20 protein-coding genes and 2 pseudogenes are annotated in these 19326 nt (G+C 66.6%); 7 read left to right on the top strand and 15 right to left on the bottom strand.

Going from position 1 to position 19326, the window contains the following annotated elements; all coding sequences use genetic code 11:
* Positions 1-116: 116 nt before the first annotated feature.
* The 3 genes from lolA (at position 117) to EIM48_RS11500 (ending at position 2843) form a co-directional block, all read left to right on the top strand.
* Positions 117-746 (top strand): outer membrane lipoprotein chaperone LolA, encoded by a 630-nt coding sequence (lolA, locus tag EIM48_RS11510; protein WP_019398932.1) that lies wholly within the window; start codon positions 117-119, stop codon positions 744-746.
* A gap of 172 nt (positions 747-918) precedes the next feature.
* Positions 919-2238 (top strand): replication-associated recombination protein A, encoded by a 1320-nt coding sequence (locus tag EIM48_RS11505; protein ID WP_233581689.1) that lies wholly within the window; start codon positions 919-921, stop codon positions 2236-2238.
* A 200-nt stretch (positions 2239-2438) separates the two neighbouring features.
* Positions 2439-2843 carry a DUF4124 domain-containing protein gene (locus tag EIM48_RS11500; protein ID WP_019398934.1) on the top strand — a complete coding sequence of 135 codons (405 nt, stop codon included), beginning with the start codon at positions 2439-2441 and terminating at the stop codon, positions 2841-2843.
* A gap of 156 nt (positions 2844-2999) precedes the next feature.
* On the opposite strand, the gene EIM48_RS11495 is transcribed toward EIM48_RS11500, so the two are convergent.
* From EIM48_RS11495 to EIM48_RS11435, 12 genes and pseudogenes are all read right to left on the bottom strand, one after another.
* The gene (locus EIM48_RS11495) at positions 3000-5480 is read right to left on the bottom strand and encodes a glycoside hydrolase family 9 protein (RefSeq protein ID WP_125111708.1); all 2481 of its coding nucleotides are present in this window, start codon (positions 5478-5480) and stop codon (positions 3000-3002) included.
* 1168 nt (positions 5481-6648) lie between these two features.
* Entirely contained in the window at positions 6649-7278 is a 630-nt protein-coding gene (locus EIM48_RS11485; protein WP_125111706.1) for a TraX family protein, read from the bottom strand.
* Positions 7275-8429 carry a zonular occludens toxin domain-containing protein gene (locus tag EIM48_RS11480; protein ID WP_125111705.1) on the bottom strand — a complete coding sequence of 385 codons (1155 nt, stop codon included), beginning with the start codon at positions 8427-8429 and terminating at the stop codon, positions 7275-7277. Before EIM48_RS11480 ends, EIM48_RS11485 begins: the two co-directional genes overlap by 4 nt.
* A 1-nt stretch (position 8430) precedes the next feature.
* Positions 8431-8763 carry a DUF2523 family protein gene (locus EIM48_RS11475; RefSeq protein WP_125111704.1) on the bottom strand — a complete coding sequence of 111 codons (333 nt, stop codon included), beginning with the start codon at positions 8761-8763 and terminating at the stop codon, positions 8431-8433.
* Positions 8763-10226: a virulence factor TspB C-terminal domain-related protein gene (locus tag EIM48_RS11470; RefSeq protein WP_125111703.1), complete on the bottom strand. Its 1464-nt coding sequence runs from the start codon at positions 10224-10226 to the stop codon at positions 8763-8765. The genes EIM48_RS11475 and EIM48_RS11470 overlap by 1 nt, the downstream gene beginning before the upstream one ends.
* Positions 10227-10346: 120 nt before the next feature.
* On the bottom strand, positions 10347-10562 hold the full coding sequence (locus EIM48_RS11465) for a major capsid protein (RefSeq protein ID WP_125111702.1): 216 nt from the start codon (positions 10560-10562) through the stop codon (positions 10347-10349).
* Between the two features lie 12 nt (positions 10563-10574).
* Positions 10575-10778 carry a hypothetical protein gene (locus EIM48_RS11460; RefSeq protein ID WP_125111701.1) on the bottom strand — a complete coding sequence of 68 codons (204 nt, stop codon included), beginning with the start codon at positions 10776-10778 and terminating at the stop codon, positions 10575-10577.
* Positions 10779-10781: 3 nt separating this feature from the next.
* On the bottom strand, positions 10782-11069 hold the full coding sequence (locus EIM48_RS11455) for a single-stranded DNA-binding protein (protein WP_158675210.1): 288 nt from the start codon (positions 11067-11069) through the stop codon (positions 10782-10784).
* Positions 11066-11818: pseudogene (locus EIM48_RS11450) on the bottom strand (replication initiation protein); the annotation flags it as partial. The gene EIM48_RS11455 and the pseudogene EIM48_RS11450, both read right to left, overlap by 4 nt.
* 77 nt (positions 11819-11895) lie before the next feature.
* Complete coding sequence (locus tag EIM48_RS11445) at positions 11896-12108, bottom strand: hypothetical protein (RefSeq protein WP_125111698.1); 213 nt, start codon at positions 12106-12108, stop codon at positions 11896-11898.
* On the bottom strand, positions 12105-12293 hold the full coding sequence (locus EIM48_RS11440) for a hypothetical protein (protein ID WP_125111697.1): 189 nt from the start codon (positions 12291-12293) through the stop codon (positions 12105-12107). Before EIM48_RS11440 ends, EIM48_RS11445 begins: the two co-directional genes overlap by 4 nt.
* Entirely contained in the window at positions 12293-12487 is a 195-nt protein-coding gene (locus EIM48_RS11435; protein WP_125111696.1) for a hypothetical protein, read from the bottom strand. Before EIM48_RS11435 ends, EIM48_RS11440 begins: the two co-directional genes overlap by 1 nt.
* 140 nt (positions 12488-12627) lie before the next feature.
* Here EIM48_RS11435 and EIM48_RS11430 point away from each other — a divergent pair, with 140 nt between their 5' ends.
* The 3 genes and pseudogenes from EIM48_RS11430 (at position 12628) to EIM48_RS15435 (ending at position 14263) form a co-directional block, all read left to right on the top strand.
* Complete coding sequence (locus tag EIM48_RS11430) at positions 12628-13014, top strand: helix-turn-helix transcriptional regulator (RefSeq protein ID WP_125111695.1); 387 nt, start codon at positions 12628-12630, stop codon at positions 13012-13014.
* A 45-nt stretch (positions 13015-13059) separates the two neighbouring features.
* Positions 13060-13713 (top strand): annotated as a pseudogene (locus EIM48_RS15770) (cation diffusion facilitator family transporter); the annotation flags it as partial.
* Positions 13714-13819: 106 nt separating this feature from the next.
* A complete protein-coding gene (locus EIM48_RS15435; protein ID WP_233581687.1) occupies positions 13820-14263 on the top strand; it encodes a cation diffusion facilitator family transporter in 444 nt (147 codons plus the stop codon).
* Between the two features lie 165 nt (positions 14264-14428).
* On the opposite strand, the gene EIM48_RS11420 is transcribed toward EIM48_RS15435, so the two are convergent.
* Positions 14429-15049, bottom strand: a complete 621-nt coding sequence (locus EIM48_RS11420) for a cation transporter (RefSeq protein WP_125077106.1) — start codon at positions 15047-15049, stop codon at positions 14429-14431.
* Between the two features lie 94 nt (positions 15050-15143).
* Here EIM48_RS11420 and EIM48_RS11415 point away from each other — a divergent pair, with 94 nt between their 5' ends.
* On the top strand, positions 15144-15539 hold the full coding sequence (locus EIM48_RS11415) for a helix-turn-helix domain-containing protein (RefSeq protein WP_095208871.1): 396 nt from the start codon (positions 15144-15146) through the stop codon (positions 15537-15539).
* A gap of 8 nt (positions 15540-15547) precedes the next feature.
* Here EIM48_RS11415 and EIM48_RS11410 read toward each other — a convergent pair whose 3' ends face one another.
* Together EIM48_RS11410 and EIM48_RS11405 are read right to left on the bottom strand one after the other, a co-directional pair.
* Positions 15548-16141 carry a cation transporter gene (locus EIM48_RS11410; RefSeq protein WP_125111694.1) on the bottom strand — a complete coding sequence of 198 codons (594 nt, stop codon included), beginning with the start codon at positions 16139-16141 and terminating at the stop codon, positions 15548-15550.
* 1 nt (position 16142) lies between these two features.
* Complete coding sequence (locus EIM48_RS11405) at positions 16143-19319, bottom strand: CusA/CzcA family heavy metal efflux RND transporter (protein ID WP_125111746.1); 3177 nt, start codon at positions 19317-19319, stop codon at positions 16143-16145.
* Positions 19320-19326 lie beyond the last annotated feature (7 nt).

Here is a 19326-nt window from a genome sequence, read left to right as displayed (position 1 = left end):
CCCGGGTACCGGACTGGCGCCGCCATCCAGGGGGCAGGCAATACTCCCGGCCTCGCCTCCTTGTTCAGCTTCGCGGCGTCACACTTCCGCCCACCCCGATACGAAACACTGCTGCCATGTCCAATCGCTTCCGCTTCGGTCTCGGACTCCTCGCCCTGGTCCTGGTTTCCGGCCCGGCCCTCGCCGGCGCCCGCGACGAGCTGGTGCGCTTCACCAGCGGCCTCAAGGGCCTGGAGGGGCGCTTCGAGCAGCAGGTGTTCGACGCCAACGGCCGCAGCAAGGAGCGCAGCAGCGGCATGGTCGCCGTGTCGGCGCCGCGCCTGTTCCGCTGGGAGTACCAGAAGCCGTTCGAGCAGCTGATCGTGGCCGACGGCCAGAAGGTCTGGATGTACGAGCCGGACCTGCAGCAGGCCACGGTCAAGCCGCAGGGCGAGGAAGAGCGCAACAGCCCGCTGGTGGCGCTGTTCGAACCGTCGCGGCTGGAACGCCAGTTCGACGTCAGCGAGGAAGCCGTGCCCAGCGAGGGCCTGGAATGGCTGACCCTGACTCCGAAGGTCGACACCGAGGCCAGCTTCCAGATGGCGCGCCTGGGCTTCGGCCCGCAGGGCCTTGCGCGCATGCAGGTGGTCGACCTGGTCGGGCAGAAGACCGAACTGCGCTTCAGCGGCTGGAAGCGCAACCCGTCCTTCGCTGCCGGCACCTTCAGGTTCACTCCGGCCAAGGGCGTGGACGTGGTCGGCCACTGAGCCAGCGGCCGGCGACCCAATCCGCCGGCCTTGCCAGGCTGCGCGGCCCCGGCACGGGGCCCCGGCGCTCTATCATGGGCGCATGAGCCGCACCCGTCGCACCGCCGCCGCCGAGCAGGACCTGCTGGCGCCCACACCGGAAACGCCCGCCGATCCCGCCCGCCAGGAGGCCATGCGCCCGCTGGCCGAGCGCATGCGGCCGCGCAGCCTGGACGAGATGGTCGGCCAGCGCCGGCTGCTCGCGCGCGGCTCGGCCCTGCGCCGCGCGGTGGAGGCGGGCAGGGTGCATTCGATGATCCTGTGGGGGCCGCCGGGCTGCGGCAAGACCACCCTGTCCCTGTTGCTGGCCCAGTATGCCGACGCCGAGTTCCGCGCCATCTCGGCGGTCCTGTCCGGCCTGCCCGAGGTGCGCCAGGTGCTGGCCGAGGCCGGCCAGCGCTTCGACGCCGGGCGCCGCACCGTGCTGTTCGTGGACGAGGTGCACCGCTTCAACAAGACCCAGCAGGACGCGTTCCTGCCGCACATCGAGCGCGGCAGCATCGTGTTCGTCGGCGCCACCACCGAGAATCCCTCGTTCGAGCTCAACTCCGCGCTGCTGTCGCGCTGCCGCGTGCACGTGATGGAGGCAGTCTCGGCCGAGGACATCGTCGCCGCGCTCAGGCGCGCACTGGAGGACCGCGAGCGCGGCCTCGGCGGCCAGGGGATCGAGGTGGAGGAGGGCGCCCTGCGCGAGATCGCCGCGGCCGCCGACGGCGACGTGCGCCGCGCCCTGACCCTGCTGGAGATCGCCGCCGAACTGGCTGCCGACGAGGGCGGGCGCATCACCGAATCGACCCTGCTGCAGGTGCTGGCCGACCGCACCCGCCGCTTCGACAAGGGCGGCGAGCAGTTCTACGACCAGATCTCGGCGCTGCACAAGTCGGTGCGCAGCTCCAATCCCGACGCGGCGGTGTACTGGCTGGCGCGTATGCTCGACGGCGGCTGCGATCCGGCGTACCTGGCCCGGCGCCTGACCCGCATGGCGGTGGAGGACATCGGTCTGGCCGATCCGCGCGCCCTGCAGATGGCCATCGATGCCTGGGACACCTTCGAACGCCTCGGCCGCCCGGAGGGCGACCTGGCCCTGGCCCAGGTCGCGATCTACCTGGCCAGCACCGCCAAGTCCAACGCGGCTTACGCCGCGTACAACGCCGCCAAGGCCGATGTCCACCAGTACGGCACGGCCGAGGTGCCCATGCACCTGCGCAACGCGCCGACGAAGCTGATGAAGCAGCTGGGCTACAACAAGGGCTACCAGTACGACCACGACGCCGAGGGCGGCGTTGCCCTCGACCAGACCGGCTTCCCGGACGTGATGGGCGAGCGCGTGTACTACCGCCCGGTGGAGCGCGGCCTGGAGATCAAGCTCAAGGAGAAGCTGGACCGCCTGCGCGAGGCGCGCGAGGAGGCGCGGCGGCGGCGCGGCAAGCCGGGAGCGGGGAAGGGCGGCTGAGCCCGCCGCGCCGCAGCCTGCCAGCCGGCTACCCTCTTCGCCCGCGGACATCCTCCCGTCGCAACCAGGGGACGAGCACGTCCGACCGGCAGAAGGGCGTTGCCCGCAGGTGGTGTCCGGCCGCGGCCTGGCGGGTGTATATCTTCGCCAGTCCGTGGCGGCCACCGGACCGGCCGCCGGACACCAGGGGAGGCAAGGGAATGCACAGGATCCTGATTACCGCCGCGCTGGCATGGCTGCCGGCCAGCGGCGCATCCGCCCAGCAGATCCATAAATGCGTGGCTGCCGACGGCGGCGTCAGCTACCAGTCCGCGCCATGCGGCGAGGGCCAGCAGCCGGCCCGCACCTGGGACCACGGCCAGTACGCGCCGCCTGCGCCCATGCAGTTGCCGGCGGCGCGCGACAGCCGCAGTGCGCGCGAAACCGGGCGGCGAGGCTACGCGACGGCTTCCCGGCGCATCGGCACATCCACCGCCGCGGACGACCGCTGCGAGGCCGCGCGCCGCCACCGCGATTCGGTGCTGCGGAACGAGCGCGTTGGCCAGCGTTCCATCGAGCTGCGCCGCCGGCTCGACCAGCTGGTGGCCGACGCCTGTGGGAAATAGCGGCAAGCCCCGGATTGCCTGCCCGGCCGGGCCAGGCAGGGCGCCCCTCCCGCCGCCCGGGGGAGGGAAGCAACATCGTGCCCGACGCGGACCGGGATGGCGCCACGCTGCCCCGCCGGCACTCCGTTCCGGACAGGCCCCGGCCTACTTCCCGGCCTACTTCCCGGCCTGCTGGCGGCTGGCCGCCGCCAGCGCCAGGAACATGAAGTTCTCCGCGCCGCCACCGATCACGTATTCGCGCTGCTGCCAGAAGTACGGCCAGATCTTCAGCTCCGGCAGGTCGGGCCGGATCAGCGCGGTGCCGGAGATCACGCCGCCGGGGATGTAGCTCCAGTCGGCGCGGTTGGTGCCGTAGGCGACGGTGGCCGAGTTCGCGCCCACGCCCGAGGCGAAGGATTCGGTGACCTTGCCGGGGTGCACGCCCAGCACGAAGTTCAGCGCGTCCATCTGCAGGGCGTCGCTGGTGTGCTGCGGCCAGCCCTTGCGGAAGTAGTACTGGTCCACGCCAAAGCGCTGGATGTCCCAGCCGGCGCCCCAGATGTACGGGACGTAGGGGACGCGGTAGGGCGTCCTGGTCGCATCGTCCGCCAGCTTGGCCTGGTGCGCCGCGACCGCGGCGTCGACCTCGCGCAGGAAGTCGGCATCCCTGACCAGGGGCAGGGCGACCGCCAGCGAGGGGCCGGTCTTGTCGATCGCCTCCACGATCTGCGGCTTCAGCGCAACCAGCTTCTCCACGTAGGCCGGATCGCCGGTGCTTACCGCCAGCTCGGACAGCGCCGCCACCTTCGCACCGATGCTGGTCGCCCGGTCCAGCGCCCTGGCCGTGAGATCGATCGCCGCGTCCAGCGCTTCCTTGGCCATGGCCGGATTCGAGGGCTCCAGCACCCGCGCCGCCACCGCCAGGCCCGAGGCCGTCTCCAGCTCGCGGTTGGGGTTGTCCTCGGTGAACACCCAGCGGTCGTCCTGCAGCGAGGAGGTGGTCCCGGTGCGGGCACCGGCGGGCAGGGCAGGGTCGTAGGCGAGGTTGTCGGTCTGCGTGGTGACGTCGCCCAGCAGCACGTACTGCTCCAACGTGGGCTCGATCACGCCGCGGTAGGTACGGCCCAGGGCGCGGTAGCCGGCCAGCACGTTGAGCAGGCCGTGCTCGATCTGCTGGATGGCGTCGTTCACCCCGTCCGGGCGCAGCAACCGGGTTTCCTTGCGCGCCTGGTCGATGGTGGTGGCGTCGTGGTCCAGGCCGAACTCCTCGACCATCTGCGCCAGCAGCTTGATCGTGCCCATCTGGCTTTCGATGCGCAGGTCGTAGTCGCCGGCGTCGTGCCAGCCACCCACCGCCATGCCGGGAATGCGGTCACCGGGCTTGAAGCGGGTGAGGGTGTCCGGGCCCTGTTCGTAGCCGTCGAAGTGCACGCCGGGGCTTGCCATGCGCGCATCGTCCATGTGGTCCAGGCCGTGCCAGGTGCGGTAGTTCTCCGTGACCCGCATGTGGCACATCTGCGCCGGCAGGAAGTACTCCAGCGTCGGCTGCCAGACGCCGCGGTCGAACACATCGTCGTCGATGTGGAAGACGTGGGTGGACTTGCCGCGGTAGGACAGCTGGTAGCTGCCGGGCTCGCGGACCTCGCTCAGGTCGGCGGTCAGGTAGTGGTAGCGCAGGAACTTGCCCCAGGGCCTGGGCGTGTAGCGCGCCACTTCCCGCGGACCATCCTCGCCGATCCGGTACAGCACCAGCGGGTCGGCCTTGCGGTCGCGCGGATCCTGCTCGATGACCACGGTCTTGGCCTGGTGCGGGCGGTAGCCGACCTGCGAGACCTGCACCACCGGCTCGTAGCGCCACTGCGGGTCGACGTTGGGCGTCACCACCCAGGTCACCGCGTCGCGGGTGGCCCCCGGGCGGGTCACCTCGCGCACGATGTACCAGCCGTTGTTCATGTTGCCGCGGCCGTCGATCAGGTCCAGGCGGCCGCTGCGGCTCTCGATCTTCAGCCGCTGCAGCGGGTTTTCCGGCGCCACCACCAGGGTGCGGCCGCTGGCCAGCGGCGCGGTGATCGTATGTCCCTCGACCACCGCCACCGGCCCGTTGGCCTGGCGCGGGAAGGTGCCGGACTTGCCGTCCATCAGGAACGACTTGCCGAACAGGTCGCCCGGGAACAGTTCGAAGTTGAACCCGACCTTGCCTTCCCATTCGGCCGGCAGCGGCTGGTCCAGGTGCACCGAGACCTGAAACGAATGCCCGTCCAGCGGCGTCACCGCCACCTTGTAGCTGAAGTGCAGGTCGGGATACTCGATCGGGTTGAAGCCCTTGCGGTCCTTGCCCGGGTCCGGATAGCGCAGGGTCTGGATCAGGCTGCCGGTAGCCGGATCGAAGCTGGCCTTGCCGTCGCCGGCCGGGACCGGCGACCACTGGCCGGGCGAAGGCTCCAGGCGCAGGTCGCCATTGGCAGCAACGCGCTCGCCATGCTGGATCACGGTCACGCCGGTCTGGTGCCCATCCGGGTAGATGTCGGCAAACACGGTGACGTTGAGCCCAGGCGCCTCGAAGTAGCCTTGCTCGTTGAGCTTCAGGCTGGAAGCCGCCTCGGCCTGGAACGCGAGCACGACCGCGACGGCCAGCCCGAACCTGCGCTTGTGGTGCATGGAGTCTCCCCGGAATGCGATGAGGACCGGCCGGACCGGCAACCGGGGCAGAAGGTAGCGATAACGGGCAGGAAGGGCTCGCTGCAGTGTGTCATGCGGCGCCTCGCCTTAGAACATAATGTGCATTATGCGAAATAACCTGCTGTGGTGGGGTCGCCTGCTGCGGGACTGGCTGGTACACAAGCTGCATCGGCCGAAACCCTCACCCAACAACGTGGAGGCTTCCGTTGCATGGATCTGAGCGCGTCCGGTCATCGTCCCCCTTGCTGGCCCGACAGAACCCCTTGCCCTAACGCCTGCGCCGCCCAGGTGCGGGACCTCGTGGCGCGGAACCATGTGAAGCTGTCCGGCCCGTGGGCCGGATGGCGGCTAGCCGGCCGCGACCTGGTGAGCCCCGAGGGAATCCGATTCAGCCCGGAGCGACTCCGCGGGCTGGCATGGCGGCAAGAAGCCGAGGAACGCTTGGCCCACATCCGGGCCACGCACAGGCGGCCAGAGCCGCTCGTCACTGTGATCCGCGTCCGACAGAACGAAATCGGACCCCTCGCCAGCTAACGGACGCACAACAGGCGCGCACGCGCCCAGGGAATGGGTCACCAGTGGGTGGGTGGTGAGCACGCCCGGATCTACATCAACACCTGAACCCGGAACCGGATCACCACCGTGGCACCGCAGGTGCGTTGCGAGGATCGCCCAGGAGCGGCCCCAAACTCATCATTGCCCGTGCGTAGGGGGCATTGCCCCCTACACCCCCTGTCGGCTAACCTGCGGCCCCAGAAGCGGGGGGGCGCCATGGAACGAGAGCGACCGCCATATCTAGGCGAACTGCCGCGGGACAGGCGCGGAAATTGGGCCATATATGCACTCGCGGCAGCGTTATTAGCTGCATTGCTAGGAGGCTGGCGTATCTATGCGGACACAGTAGCCGCATGGCATACGCGATTCCAAAGTCCGAGCCGGAGCGAGCCTGCCACATCCCATGCGAGCCGGGCTCAGGAGATCCAGCGCCAACAGACCCTCGCCCAGATCAGGGCGCAGCGCGAAGCAGCCCAACGCCAAGCGGCACAGCAACACAGCACGAACCGCCACGGATGGAAGTGCATCGATGGAATCCTCTTCCGCCCCCTACCCGGCGGCGGCTGGGAGAACGTGCCAGGCGAGAGATGCGCTACGTCGAGGCAATAGCAGCCAGCAAGATCAGGTGCGCAACGTAGTACCCGAGAAAGCGGAAGCGCGGCAGGCGCACATCCAGACGCCCCAGCACCCACAGCACCGGCACCGACAACAACGCCCAGTCGTTGCCGTTGTAGAGGCTCAGAGCGCCATATGCAGCACCCAGCGCCAAGGCAGCGACAACGTGGCCTGTCCACGTCCTGGCGCCGAACCACAGCCGCGCACCGAGCATAAGCGCAGGGCCGGTCCACTGGTAGTCAACGAACAGGCCGAGGACCGCCCATGCTGTGAGCGCAGCCCATGCGCTCCGCGCAGTGCAGACGTATAGCCCCAGCGCCAGCGAGAACAGCACATTCACCGGCAGCCAGTACCCGAAAGCAAGAGCGTGGAACGGCTGAACGATCGCCCCAGCCACCAGCAGGCGGCGAATCGCCCGGCCAGCAGTCCCAGGGCGCGTATCCACCGCGGCGTTGTAGGCCAGCACCACGGCAAACACCGGGAACGCGACGCGCCCCACTTCCGATAGCCACTGTAGCGAGCCAGCGAACATGACCTTGTTCACGTGGTCGCCGGTCATGAGGACCAACGCCAGCCATTTCAGCAGTTCGCGGCCACCCGACGTCATAGCACCGGCCCTGCCCCGTGCACCTTTGTGACGTCTCCGGCAATCGCACGCATCGAACCGGACGACGGCGGAGGCTCGCCACTGGCCGCAATCGACGCCGGCCGCTCGACCCGCTGTTCATCGCTGCGCCGATACGGGTTGTAGGGCATACCGTGCCTGGCGACCGTGCGGCACTCAGGCTGACTCAGTTCATAGCGCGTGCCCTGCTCCGTCAGGCATGTACACGACGGTTCCCTCTCCTGCCCGTCCGCAACTTCGCCGGCGAGCGAGGACATGCAATACAGCTGAGGGTCGGCCGTGATGCTCCGCTGATCGAAAACCGGCGCCGTCCAGGGCATGGTGCCGAACCGGGGCAGATGGTCGCGGGCGTAGTCCGTGAGGGTTTCCCATTTCGGCCCGCTACCGGAGCCCTGCGCCACGGGCACGGGGGTGGACGGCGACGCGGCTGGCGCCGCGTTCGCCGTCTCTTTGCCCGTGATCGTTTCAGCAAAGGCATCGGGGCGAAGAACGCTGAAAGCCCACCAACCAAGCACAACGGCCGCCAGCAACAGCACCGGCACGGCCAACACTTTGAACGGGATGCGGGCCTTGATCGTGTGCACCTCGGCCGACTTGTAGGCCCCGAACACCGACGACGGCAGAAGGCGGGTTTTCCGCTGCGCAAGCTCGCGCTTGGCGGACGACTTGATTTCCTCGTTCAACTCGCCCCAGCTGAACACATCGATCAACTTGGTCCCGAACCGGCGCACGACGTGATGGTGGCCGCCGATCAAGCCGCGCACGAACGGGTACAGCTGATTCGGCTGCTGCGTGGTCCACACGAAGTCGAGGCCGCGATGGCGGTGCTCGGCCAGGTCGAGGACGTGCTTGGGCGTGGCCTGCCGGGTGGCATCGTGCAAATGGCCGAACCACTTCCAAGCTTCATCCACGAAGATCAGCGCGCCGTGCGGGACCACATACTCGCCGGTCTGCGGATCGCGGGCGTTCCAGTTGCGCGGATCGTCAAGAACGGTCGCAAGACCGGGCTGCAAGCCGTCGATGCCGGCCGCGAAAATCGGGCGCTCGCCCTTGGCCGCTTCTTCGAGCAGGCGCTCCATCATCAACGCGGTCTTGCCGTTGCCGGGCTGACCGGTGAACAGTTCGATAGGCATATCAAGCTCCGGACACGGACTTGCGGAAGAACACGCGGCCGGCGTTGACGGCGTGCCTGGCAGCGACAGCAGAGATAACCATGGTCAGCGCCTTGTCGAAGTTCAGAAGCCCCAGCCATTGCAGCGCGACGGCGGCGTACTCACCGCCACCCATGCCGCCCTGGGCCAGTTCTTCCAGATGATCGATAAAGGGCTGAACGCCCAAGTTGTAGGTGGCCAGCGACACGCCCGCCCACGCGAGGACGGCCATGCACATCTGCCCAATGCGGTTCTTGAACAGCCACAGAACCCCGCTGATGACGCCGGAGACGATCCAGCCGAGGATGGCGGGCATTACGCGTTACCCCCAGAGACGATGCGCAGGCTGAGCAGGCCAGCCAGAATCAGGACGAGCGAGCCGCCGAGGGACACCCAATTGCACAGCGGCGTGAGGTTGATTTGCACGGACTGGCCACCTGGCAAGGTGAAGCTGGGCGGACTGGGACAGCTACGCGACCAGCCATAGCCGCTAGCGTCCGGTTCGTATTCCTCGCCCTCGTCGGCCCACGGATTGCCGTCCTCGAGCGAATCACCGCCACCGGCATTGGAGTTGATCGATCCGGGGCCGGTGAGTAGATCGACCACGCCAGCATCACCTCCCCCGCCGCCAGTGCCGTCCCCCTTCGCAGCGATCTTCTCCAACGCGCACGCAGCGCGCCACTGCTGCAGCAGCTGCGCATATTCCAACGCGTCGCATTTTTCACCGGTGCAGACCGGAATGGCGGCGCACGATCCGCCGGACACGTTGCGGTTACGGCGCGTGTTGCAATCAATGCGCCATTGAATCCGCAATTGCATGCAGTCAATGGCACCACCATTGCACGACGGAGGCGCGTCACACGTATCCCCGCCCGACGCCGACTCCTTTGGATCATTGTCCGGGTCGTCATCATCCACATCCGCGACCCCATCGCCGTCACTATCTTTGCCGCACGTGCCATTGTCACGGCGCACTTCACCGGCCGCGCATTGACCCTCACCCGGGAGGCACTCACCGCTTGGGGCCCTGACGTTGCCGGCAGGGCACTCGTTCTGCTCATTGGTGCAAGTGCCATCGGCAGCCAACACCATGCCCGCCGGGCACGCTTCGGCCGCGCACTCTCCGCGCGAGTTCTTCGTTTGCCCCGCGGGGCACTCCACCTGCAGCGGCTCGCACGTGCTCAGAATCGGATTCCAGAATGCACCACCTGGCACGCACGTTTCCGGATACTTCGCGCTGTCGCACTGATTGCCCAGATGCATACGCGTCGAAGTGCCATCGCCGTTCCTGAACCACACAACTTCGCAGCCGTCAACACACTGCGTCGATCCACTCTTGGGCAAAAACTCGCTCGTCAGGTTCGGACGACTCGCGCACGCAGTACCGCATTTCAGCGTGTAGGGGTTGAACTCTTGCCCAGGCGGGCAGGCGCTTCCGCTCCAGTAGCGCCGCGCACCTGCCTGACGCGGCAAATTGCCGGCCTTAAAGTAGTACTGAATATACGTCCGGCCATCGCTGCTCCACGTATTGAAACCATCCAGCCCAATACACGGAGCAGAAGAGCCGTAGCCATTGCAAACCCGCATCGTAGCGTCACGGGCGGTCTGGTGAGCCGTCACAGCATCGGGGCACTGCGCTTCGCCCGTATAGTCGCCACGACAAAACGGATAGGACTGCGCTGACGCGTCCCCGAGGCCCAGCCATGCCAATGCAGCCGCCACCAGAAGCGCGGCAACGCGGCGTGCAACTGCATTGGCAAAGATGCGCCGGACGTTCATCAGTCGCCCCCGAACACGATGTAGAGCGCGACCAACCAGGCGGCAAGCCAAATCCAGCCTTCCATCGAATCACCCTCGAAAGAACAGGCGGGAGGGCTACCCCTCCCGCCGAAAGGTCGGTCACATCGCGCGACGAACCCACTTGTAGACCTTGATGCCCACCAGGACGATCAGCACCGCGCCGCCGATCGCGGCAATCGGACCGGCCGCGCCCTCGATGGCGCTGGTGACGCCCGACACGTCGACGCTGCCGGAACCGCCCGACGCGAAGGCGAACGGAGCGGTCAGGGCCAGGGCGGTGCCGGTCAGGGCGGCGAGCTTGTTACGGGTAAACATGGTTGAGCCTCCTTAGGCTTGATCGAGGAACTTGCGGAGCCGGCGGAACACGAACGCCACAGCCCACAGGAACGCAAATGCGATCCCGATGGCCTGGGCTTCCGCCACAGTCAGCGCCGGCAAGCTGCTCTGTTGCGGAATCCAGATTTCGTGCGCGCACGTGCCCGTGGACGCGTCGAAATCGCGTTCGAGACAGCCACGGACAACGTGCGCCATAGATCAGCCCTTCACCGCGCTGGCGGTCGTGGCAGGGATCGGAATCAGGTGGATGCGGCGGCCGACCTTCAACGAGTCGAAATCGCCGACTTCCAGGGACGACACATCGAGCAGGTACTTGCCCGGCGGATATGGCGGCTGGTCGTCGCCCAGGTTGATCGTGAACGGCTTCGGGAAGTCCTCGCCGGTCTCGATAGCAGCCTTCTGCTCCTTGAAAATCACTTGCGTGCCGTCCTTGCGCTTGACGGCGCGCGGCGTGGCAGTGCCCGACTTGATGATGATGCAGTTCATGCGATTGGCTCCAATTTCCATGCAACAGGCCGGCCCTTGATGAAAGAAACACGCCACGGCGAGGGCCAGAATTCGCCGGTGAGTTTGTCCACGTAGCCGCCTAGGGCTTTGCGGATATCGGCCAACGGGCCGAGTGCGTCGCGCGCATCTTTCGGGGCTTTCCACCACCGCAGTTCGCGCCTGGACTCGTCATTGAGGCCGCCGACACCATGAGTGCGGAAGCCCTTCGGGAACGCCTCAGCCATCGCGCCGCAGAACTTGGAGGCGTACTTGGCGAGATACCCGACCGCGTTGCGAGCGCGCTCCATCTTGGTCATGCCATGCGGCCACCAGCCGCGCGCGTCCGGCTTGCCCATGAAGTAGCCGCGCGGAATCCAGATCAGGAGGTGGTAGTGAGGCCGAAGGCGCTTTGTGAGTTCGCCGACCCACAGATAACGGAGGCGCGCACGCCCGCGCCCCTTTCGTCGGTTAAAGCGATCGAAGTGGCCCCGGATTCGCTTAACCAATTCGCTAACGTCACGAGGGCTTGCGTTACTTCCCTCTGCGTAGGTCGCGGTGAGCATGTACCACGCGCCACGCGCCGAACCTTTCCGCGCTTCTTCGTCATGAAGCCTCGCTCCGGTAATGATGGATTTCCGCAGGCGCATCGCCCTGATGCGGTTCTGATCGAGTTCAACCGACACGCGGCGCAGATGGCGCGTGTCACTTGTTGAGGAATGGACAAGCCCAAGGCTCGCTACGCTCGCCTTCGGAAACTTCGCGGCGCAGAGAGCCGGAGCGGCCTCAGCGGTGCGGAGCGCGGCGGCAGCCAGGAGAGAGGCGCGATTCATGCGCACACCTCGGAAAGCGCAGCGCGGCACGCCGCCTGTTCGGCCAGTTCATCCATAGCGGCCTCGCGGATGCCCTTCCAGATCTGCCGCTGCCGAGGAGTAAGACGAATCGGAAATAGATCAGCACGCGCCGACGCGGCGGCCAGCATGCCGTCCGCGAGTTCGAGCGCCATGCGTGCGCCGCGTTCGGTGTCCGTGACGCGGCTCATGCGATGCCTTCCTCGCACCACAAGCAGATGCCGTCCTCGCTCAACGTCTCGTGGCAGACCGGGCACTCGTCCAGGTCGGCCACCGGCTCGCCGTTGTACGGGTCCACAACGCCGCACTCCGGGCACTCGTCGAGATCGGGGTCAAGATCGGCCCCGCAGTAATCGCATTCGGGTTCCAGAATCATCAAACCTTCCTCCACTCGCGGTGTTGGGCAGCGCGCACCTCGCGCTTGGCGTTGCACACCAGCGCAGCGGCGCGATAGTTCGCGTCCAGGCGCTGGAAGCGGCGGAGACGACGAAAGCGGAAGAAGCCGGCGATGCCGGCGACGACCAGCGCTGCGGCGCCGATCAAGAGGACGACTGCAAGAAGCTGGCCCATGTCCCCACCCCTTGCCCCGAACCCTTGCCCCGATCCCCTGCCCCGGCTCGGGGCAGAGACCGGGGAGGGGCGCGCTCAACACCGTTGAACGCGGGGCCATGTATAAAGGGGTTGAACAGACCTGTCAACGGGGTTGAACAATGAAGACCGTCGCAGACCTGATCGACGCCGCCCGGAAGGCCTTGGGGGTGACCAGCGATGCAGAGTTCGCAAGAAAGCTCGGGGTGTCCCGAGGCACAATCGCCAACTGGAAGTCGGGCTATTCGCTACCCGATACGGTCATGTGCGCCACCCTCGCCGGCCTGACCGGGGAGCCGCTGGCAAAGGTGCTCGGAATCGTTGGGGAAGCACGGGCGGTAAGCCGCGAGGAAAAGGCCGTATGGCGAAAGCTGGCCGCTACCGCTGCCCTCCTAGCGGTGGCTGTCCTCGGCGCGGCTCAGAAGCCCGTACAGGCGGCAGAAATCGGTGCTGAGGCCGACCCGATGTGCATTATGCGAAAATCTAGTACTTCTCCCGGTGTTGCGTAGAAGTCCTAGATTGGAGCCTTCCGTCCGCAACAGAGCCTTTGTTCGATGGTACATAGAGTGTTGCTTCCTCAACAGGAAACGGCCTTTGCTCAACGTGCTTACGGACGAGGACGGCTGGCTCGGGGCTTGCTGTGCCCTTCTCATCGTGTGGACCTGATGCCTGCCAGCCTATGCGCGCTCCGCTTAGGATCGACCGGCGCACAAGCGGTGCCGACCCGCGCCGGAAGGACGACGCCTGCTGCGGGCGGTCGAGGTTCTGAGCGGACCTGCCGACTGCGCGACATGCGCGGTTGGCCCCGCCCGCGGTCGCAGCGGACAATAGTCTCCATGAAACCCCATGGCAGACCGGCCGAAGCCACTCCGGACCTGAGGAAATACGCCTGGCTGGCCATCGTGACCGCGGTGCTGACGGTGCTGCTCAAGGGCAGCGCCTGGGCGATCACCGGCTCGGTGGGCCTGCTGTCGGACGCCGCCGAATCGATGGTCAACCTGGTGGCCGCCATCGTCGCCCTGGTCTCGCTGACCATCGCCGCACGGCCGGCCGACGACGACCACCACTTCGGCCACAGCAAGGTGGAGTATTTCTCCGCCGCGCTGGAAGGGATCATGATCTTCGTCGCCGCGGCTTCGATCATCTACCTGGGCATCGATCGCCTGCTCAACCCGCGGCCGTTGGGATCGCTCGGCATCGGCCTCGCCATTTCGATCGTGGCCGCTGTCCTCAACGGCGTCGTCGGGCGGATCCTGATCAAAGGTCGGCACCCGGCATCGCTCCATCACCCTGCGTGCCGATGGCAAGCACCTGATGGCCGACGTGTACACCTCGGTCGGCGTCGTGGTGGGCCTGGGGCTGGCGTGGCTGACGGGCTGGAACTGGCTGGATCCGGTGATCGCGATCCTGGTGGGCGTGAACATCCTGGTCACCGGCTACCGGCTGATGTCCGAATCCGCCTCCGGCCTGATGGATGCGACCTTGTCTCCGCAGGACAACGCCCGGATCCAGGCCATCCTGGACGCGCACGCCGAACCGGGCCGGATCGAATTCCACGCCGTGCGCACACGCGAGTCCGGGGCCCGCCAGTTCATGGAGATGCACATGCTGGTACCCGGCGACTGGACGGTGCTGCGCGGGCATGACGCCATGGAAGACTTGGTGGAGAAGATCGTGGCGGAGTTTCCCGCCATGCGCGTGACCGGGCACCTGGAACCGGTTTCCCATCCCCGCAGCTACGAAGACATGGCCCTGTAGCCGAAAAGCTGCTGGAGGCGCCGGCGTGCGCATCTGGTTTCGACGGGCGCGCAGGGGCGGGATGCAGCTACCGGACGGTCATGCCGCACTGCCTTGGCCATCCGTCCATCTCGCGGAGTACCCGGCATGAACTCATCTTCTCCCGACATCACCATTTTGACAGGCTTACGCCGCTTCCCGATAGCTTTTCAACGCCGAACGCAACACCCGCCACGCCGAGCGCAGGAACATCAGCAGCAGCACCGTCGCAATAACAAGATCCGGCCAGCCGGCGTCGAACATCCACACACTGGCGGCAGCCAAGAGCACTGCGAAGCCTTCATAAATGTCGTTGCGCGAACACTCCCACGCCGACGCCATGTTCACGTCGCCGAATCGGTACGGGGTAAGCAGCCACAGGCACAAGGCGTTGAACGCAAGATTGATCACGGCGGCGATGCCGATGGCCTCGAAGATCGGCACCTCCGGGTGGGCCAGGCGCCAGCCGATCTGGATGGCGACCGCAACCGCGGCACCGAGGATCAGCAATCCCTTGAACAACGCCACCCTGGCCTTGGCGCGCAGGCTCGCGCCGATCACTGCCAGGCTCAGCAGATAGGTCAACGCATCACCGAGGTTGTCGAGGCTGCCCGACAGCAACGAGGACGAGCCGCTGTAGATCGCTGCGGTGATCATCATCACGAAGCTGGCGATGTTGATTGCCAGCACGATCATCAACACGCGCCGCTGCCCCGCCTCCAGGGCGCGGATATCCACCGTGCTTCCGCAGCCGCACGAATCACTCATGATCATGTCTCCGAGTCGAGCGGGCGTCCGAGGATTTGCGGCCCGCTTCCAGGTCGGCGATCCTAAACCCCGGAGTCGCTACAGAGTCAAGCCCATGAAGATCGGAGAGGTCGCGGAGCGCAGCGGGTGCCATCCCGAAACCGTGCGCTACTACGAGCGCATCGGGTTGTTGCCTGCCCCGCCGCGCACGGCGGGCGGGTATCGCGACTACCGTCCCGCCGACGCGGATCGGCTGCGCTTCATCAGCCGCGGACGCGAACTGGGCTTCTCGCTGGAGGAGATCCGCAGCCTGCTGGGCCTGGCCGAAGACGACGGGTTGTCCTGCCAGGATGTCGACCGTCTTGCCCGCGGGCACCTGCTGGACATCCGGAACCGGCTAAACGACCTTCAGCGGATGGCCTCGGAGCTCGAACGGGTGATTGGCAGTTGCAGCGGCGGCGAGCGCGGCCAGTGCGCCATCCTCGACACGCTGCGCCACCCGCCATCCTAGGTCGGCACTCAAGCGTTCTCTTCGCCACGGGCATCCTGCAGGATCTCGATGCCCCCTTTCAGGGCGATCGCCGCCACTGCGAGCCCCACGACGAGGTCGGGCCAGGCCCGCCCGGTCCACAGCACCAGTCCGCCACCCACGAGCACGCCTGCGTTGGCGATGAAATCGTTGGTGCTGAAGGTCGTCGCGGCACGCACGTTCACATTGGCCTGCCGGATTTTCTTGAGCAGCCACACGCATGTCGCGTTTACCAGGCCGGCCCCCAGCGCCATCACCATCATCGTCGTACCAATGGGCTCGGCGTCACCCAGGAACCGACGGCCCACGTCGACCAGGATCCCAGCGGCGAACAGGATCAGCAGCCAGCCGGACACTTTGGCCGCCGACCGTTTCCAGGCTTGTGAGCGACTGAGTGCGAGCAGGGTGATGATGTAGACGGCGCTGTCGGACGCATTGTCCAGTCCATTTGCGATCAGAGCGCTTGAACCGGCGGCGACGCCCGTGACCCCAAACCCCGCGGCAAGCGCGAGGTTCAGGGCGAGGACGATCAACAGGATCCGGCGCTGGTGCGCGTCGTGTATCTCGATCTTCTCTTCACTCAACTCAGTGGGCCTCCAGTTGCGGCTTCGCTGCGTCGCCGCGATGCAGAAGACGGTAAAGGGTGGGCAGGACAAGCAGGGTGAGCAGCGTTGAAGACACGATCCCGCCGATCACGACGGTGGCGAGCGGACGCTGCACCTCCGCGCCCGCGCCGACATTGAGCGCCATGGGGACGAAGCCGAGCGACGCGACCAGGGCGGTCATCAGCACGGGCCGCAGCCGCCCGAGGGCGCCGTTGAAGACCGCGTCGTCCAGCGACTGGCCTTGTTCGCGCAGGTTGCGAATGAAGGCGATCATGACCAGGCCGTTGAGCACGGCCACGCCGGACAGCGCGATGAAGCCGACGCCTGCGGTGATCGACAACGGGATGCCGCGCAGTGCCAGTGCGGCCACACCGCCCGTCAGGGCCAGCGGCACCCCGCTGAACACGATCACCGCATCCCTGGCCGAGCCAAAGGCCATGAACAACAGGCCGAAGATGAGGACCAGGGTCACCGGTACCACGACGGCGAGCCGTTGGCTGGCCGAGATCAACTGCTCGAACGTGCCGCCGTAGTCGATCCAGTAGCCCTCCGGCACGTTCACCTGCTGCCCGACGCGCTGCTGCAGCTCTTCGACGAAGCTGCCCAGGTCGCGATCACGCACGTTGGCGGTCACCACCACCCGGCGCTTTCCGTTCTCGCGGTTGATCTGGTTGGGCCCCAGCAGGCTCTCGATCTTCGCGACCTCCCGCAGCGGTACGGTCCGCGCGGTCGCCCAGCGTGGCTCCAGGCTCGACCGGTCCGCGTTCGCAACGTCGGGCAAGGGGATCGGCAGATCCTGAAGGGCAGTCGGATCGACACGCATCTGTTCCGGCAACCGGACCACGATGTCGAAGCGGCGGTCGCCCTCGAACAGCTGGCTGGCAACCTGACCACCGACCGCGGTGGCAATGGTCTGCTGCACGACCCCCGGATTCAGGCCAAAGCGCGCCAGCGCCGCACGATCCGGGACGATCGTCAGCAGTGGCAAGCCGGTTGCCTGTTCGGTGTTGACGTCGACCGCGCCCTCGACCTGCCTGGCAGCCGCCTCGACCTGTTCGGCCACTTCGACCAGCGTGTCCAGGTCGTCACCGAACACCTTGATCGCCACATCCGCACGCACCCCCGAAATCAGCTCGTTGGTCCGCATCTCGATCGGTTGCGAGAACTCGTAGTTGTTGCCTGGCAGCGTGGCCACTGCGGCTTCGATTTCGTCGATCAGCACATCCCTGCGCTTGCGTGGATCGGGCCATTGCCCGCGTGGTTTCAACATCAGGTAGGTGTCCGCCACGTTGGGTGGCATCGGGTCGGTGGCCACCTCCGCCGTGCCAATCCTGCTGAAGACACGCTCGACTTCCGGAACCTGCATCAGGCGTTCTTCCACGGCCAGTTGCATCTTCACCGACTGCTCCAGGCCCGTTCCGGGAATGCGGATCGCCTGCATGGCGAGGTCGCCCTCGTCCAAGCTGGGAATGAACTCGCTGCCCAGGCGTGTGGCGAGTAGCAGGGACACGACGACCAGCATCAGTGCCCCGCCAAGGACCCAGTTTTGCCGGCGAAGCGACCACGCAAGCAACGGCTCATAGCGCCGCCGCGTCCATTGGACCAGTCTGTTCTCCTTCTCCTCGACGCGGTTACCCATGAAGATCGCGATGGACGCGGGAACGAAGGTCAGCGACAGGACCATTGCACCGGTGAGGGCCAGCACCACGGTGATCGCCATCGGGTGGAACATCTTTCCCTCGATCCCGGTCAGCGCGAAAATCGGCAGGTATACCGCGGCGATGATGAATATGCCGAACAGGCTGGGCCGGATGACTTCGACCGTGGCAGTGGCCGTCAGGTCGTTGCGTTCCTCGCGTGTCAACGTCCGCCCAAGTCGGTGCTGCATCTCGCCAAACCGCCGCAGAACATTCTCGATGATGATGACCGCGCCATCGACGATCAGCCCGAAGTCGAGCGCACCGAGACTCATCAGGTTCCCCGACACGCCGCCACGCACCATCCCGGTGATGGTGAACAGCATGGCCAGCGGGATGACGGCTGCGGTGATGAGCGCGGCGCGGAAGTTCCCCAACAGCAGGAACAGGACCACGATCACCAGCAAGGCACCCTCGATCAGGTTCTTCGAGATGGTCTGCATCGTGCGTTCGACCAGCCCGGTGCGGTCGTAGACCGCCGTCGCGGTGACGCCTTCCGGCAGGCTCGCGTTCGCATCCTGCAGCTTCGCCGCCGCGGCCTGCGCGACGGTGCGGCTGTTGGAGCCCACCAGCATCGACACTGTGCCCAGCACGACCTCTTCGCCGTTCTGGGTGGCCGCGCCGGTACGAAGCTCCGGGCCTTCACCCACCTGCGCCACGTCGGCCACCCGGATCGGCAGGCCTTCGCGCCGGTCCAGCACGATGTTGCGGATCTCGTCGATCCCGCCGACCTGGCCGGGCACGCGCACCAGGTACTGCTGGCCGTTGCGCTCAATGTAACCGGCGCCCATGTTCTGGTTGTTGGCCGCCACCGCGTCGACGATGTCCTGCAGCGTGAAGCCGAGTGCAACCAGCTTGGACGGGTCCGGCGTGATGTGGATCTGCCGCTCGAAGCCGCCGATCGTGTTGACCTCGGTCACCCCCGGTGTGTTGCGCATCTGCGGCCGGATGACCCAGTCCTGCAGGGTGCGGAGGTCGGTGGCGGTCCACGGCGTGCCGTCCGGCTTGGCCGCCCCGGGCGCCGCGTCGACGGTGTACAGGAAGATCTCGCCCAACCCGGTCGAGATCGGCCCCATTTCGGGCTCCAGTCCTTCTGGGATCTGCGAGCGGATCTGCTGCAGGCGTTCGGCCACCTGCTGCCGGGCGAAGTACAGGTCGGTGCCGTCCTCGAACACCACTGTGACCTGCGACAAACCGTATCGGGACAGAGATCGCGTGTAGTCAAGGCGCGGCAGGCCGGCGAGTGCCGTCTCAATCGGATAGGTGACCCGCTGCTCGGATTCCAGTGGCGAGTAGCCGGGCGCCTCGGTGTTGATCTGCACCTGGACGTTGGTGATGTCCGGCGTTGCATCGATCGGGAGCCGGGTGAAGCTCCAGATGCCCACACCGATCAGCCCGAGGGTCAGCACCAGCATCATCCAGCGATGCCGAATCGAGAACCGGACGATCCGCTCCAGCAGACCGGCC

Origin of the sequence: Pseudoxanthomonas sp. SGNA-20 (genome assembly GCF_003931635.1) — a bacterium.
GTDB lineage: Bacteria > Pseudomonadota > Gammaproteobacteria > Xanthomonadales > Xanthomonadaceae > Pseudoxanthomonas.
This window is presented reverse-complemented; position numbering and strand designations above follow the sequence as displayed.

Coding starts and splice junctions, on each gene's coding strand:
- lolA (WP_019398932.1), top strand. CDS start 117: ATGTCCAATCGCTTCCGCTTCGGTCTCGGACTCCTCGCCCTGGTCCTG.
- EIM48_RS11505 (WP_233581689.1), top strand. CDS start 919: ATGCGCCCGCTGGCCGAGCGCATGCGGCCGCGCAGCCTGGACGAGATG.
- EIM48_RS11500 (WP_019398934.1), top strand. CDS start 2,439: ATGCACAGGATCCTGATTACCGCCGCGCTGGCATGGCTGCCGGCCAGC.
- EIM48_RS11495 (WP_125111708.1), bottom strand. CDS start 5,480: ATGCACCACAAGCGCAGGTTCGGGCTGGCCGTCGCGGTCGTGCTCGCG.
- EIM48_RS11485 (WP_125111706.1), bottom strand. CDS start 7,278: ATGACGTCGGGTGGCCGCGAACTGCTGAAATGGCTGGCGTTGGTCCTC.
- EIM48_RS11480 (WP_125111705.1), bottom strand. CDS start 8,429: ATGCCTATCGAACTGTTCACCGGTCAGCCCGGCAACGGCAAGACCGCG.
- EIM48_RS11475 (WP_125111704.1), bottom strand. CDS start 8,763: ATGCCCGCCATCCTCGGCTGGATCGTCTCCGGCGTCATCAGCGGGGTT.
- EIM48_RS11470 (WP_125111703.1), bottom strand. CDS start 10,226: ATGAACGTCCGGCGCATCTTTGCCAATGCAGTTGCACGCCGCGTTGCC.
- EIM48_RS11465 (WP_125111702.1), bottom strand. CDS start 10,562: ATGTTTACCCGTAACAAGCTCGCCGCCCTGACCGGCACCGCCCTGGCC.
- EIM48_RS11460 (WP_125111701.1), bottom strand. CDS start 10,778: ATGGCGCACGTTGTCCGTGGCTGTCTCGAACGCGATTTCGACGCGTCC.
- EIM48_RS11455 (WP_158675210.1), bottom strand. CDS start 11,069: ATGAACTGCATCATCATCAAGTCGGGCACTGCCACGCCGCGCGCCGTC.
- EIM48_RS11445 (WP_125111698.1), bottom strand. CDS start 12,108: ATGAGCCGCGTCACGGACACCGAACGCGGCGCACGCATGGCGCTCGAA.
- EIM48_RS11440 (WP_125111697.1), bottom strand. CDS start 12,293: ATGATTCTGGAACCCGAATGCGATTACTGCGGGGCCGATCTTGACCCC.
- EIM48_RS11435 (WP_125111696.1), bottom strand. CDS start 12,487: ATGGGCCAGCTTCTTGCAGTCGTCCTCTTGATCGGCGCCGCAGCGCTG.
- EIM48_RS11430 (WP_125111695.1), top strand. CDS start 12,628: ATGAAGACCGTCGCAGACCTGATCGACGCCGCCCGGAAGGCCTTGGGG.
- EIM48_RS15435 (WP_233581687.1), top strand. CDS start 13,820: ATGGCCGACGTGTACACCTCGGTCGGCGTCGTGGTGGGCCTGGGGCTG.
- EIM48_RS11420 (WP_125077106.1), bottom strand. CDS start 15,049: ATGAGTGATTCGTGCGGCTGCGGAAGCACGGTGGATATCCGCGCCCTG.
- EIM48_RS11415 (WP_095208871.1), top strand. CDS start 15,144: ATGAAGATCGGAGAGGTCGCGGAGCGCAGCGGGTGCCATCCCGAAACC.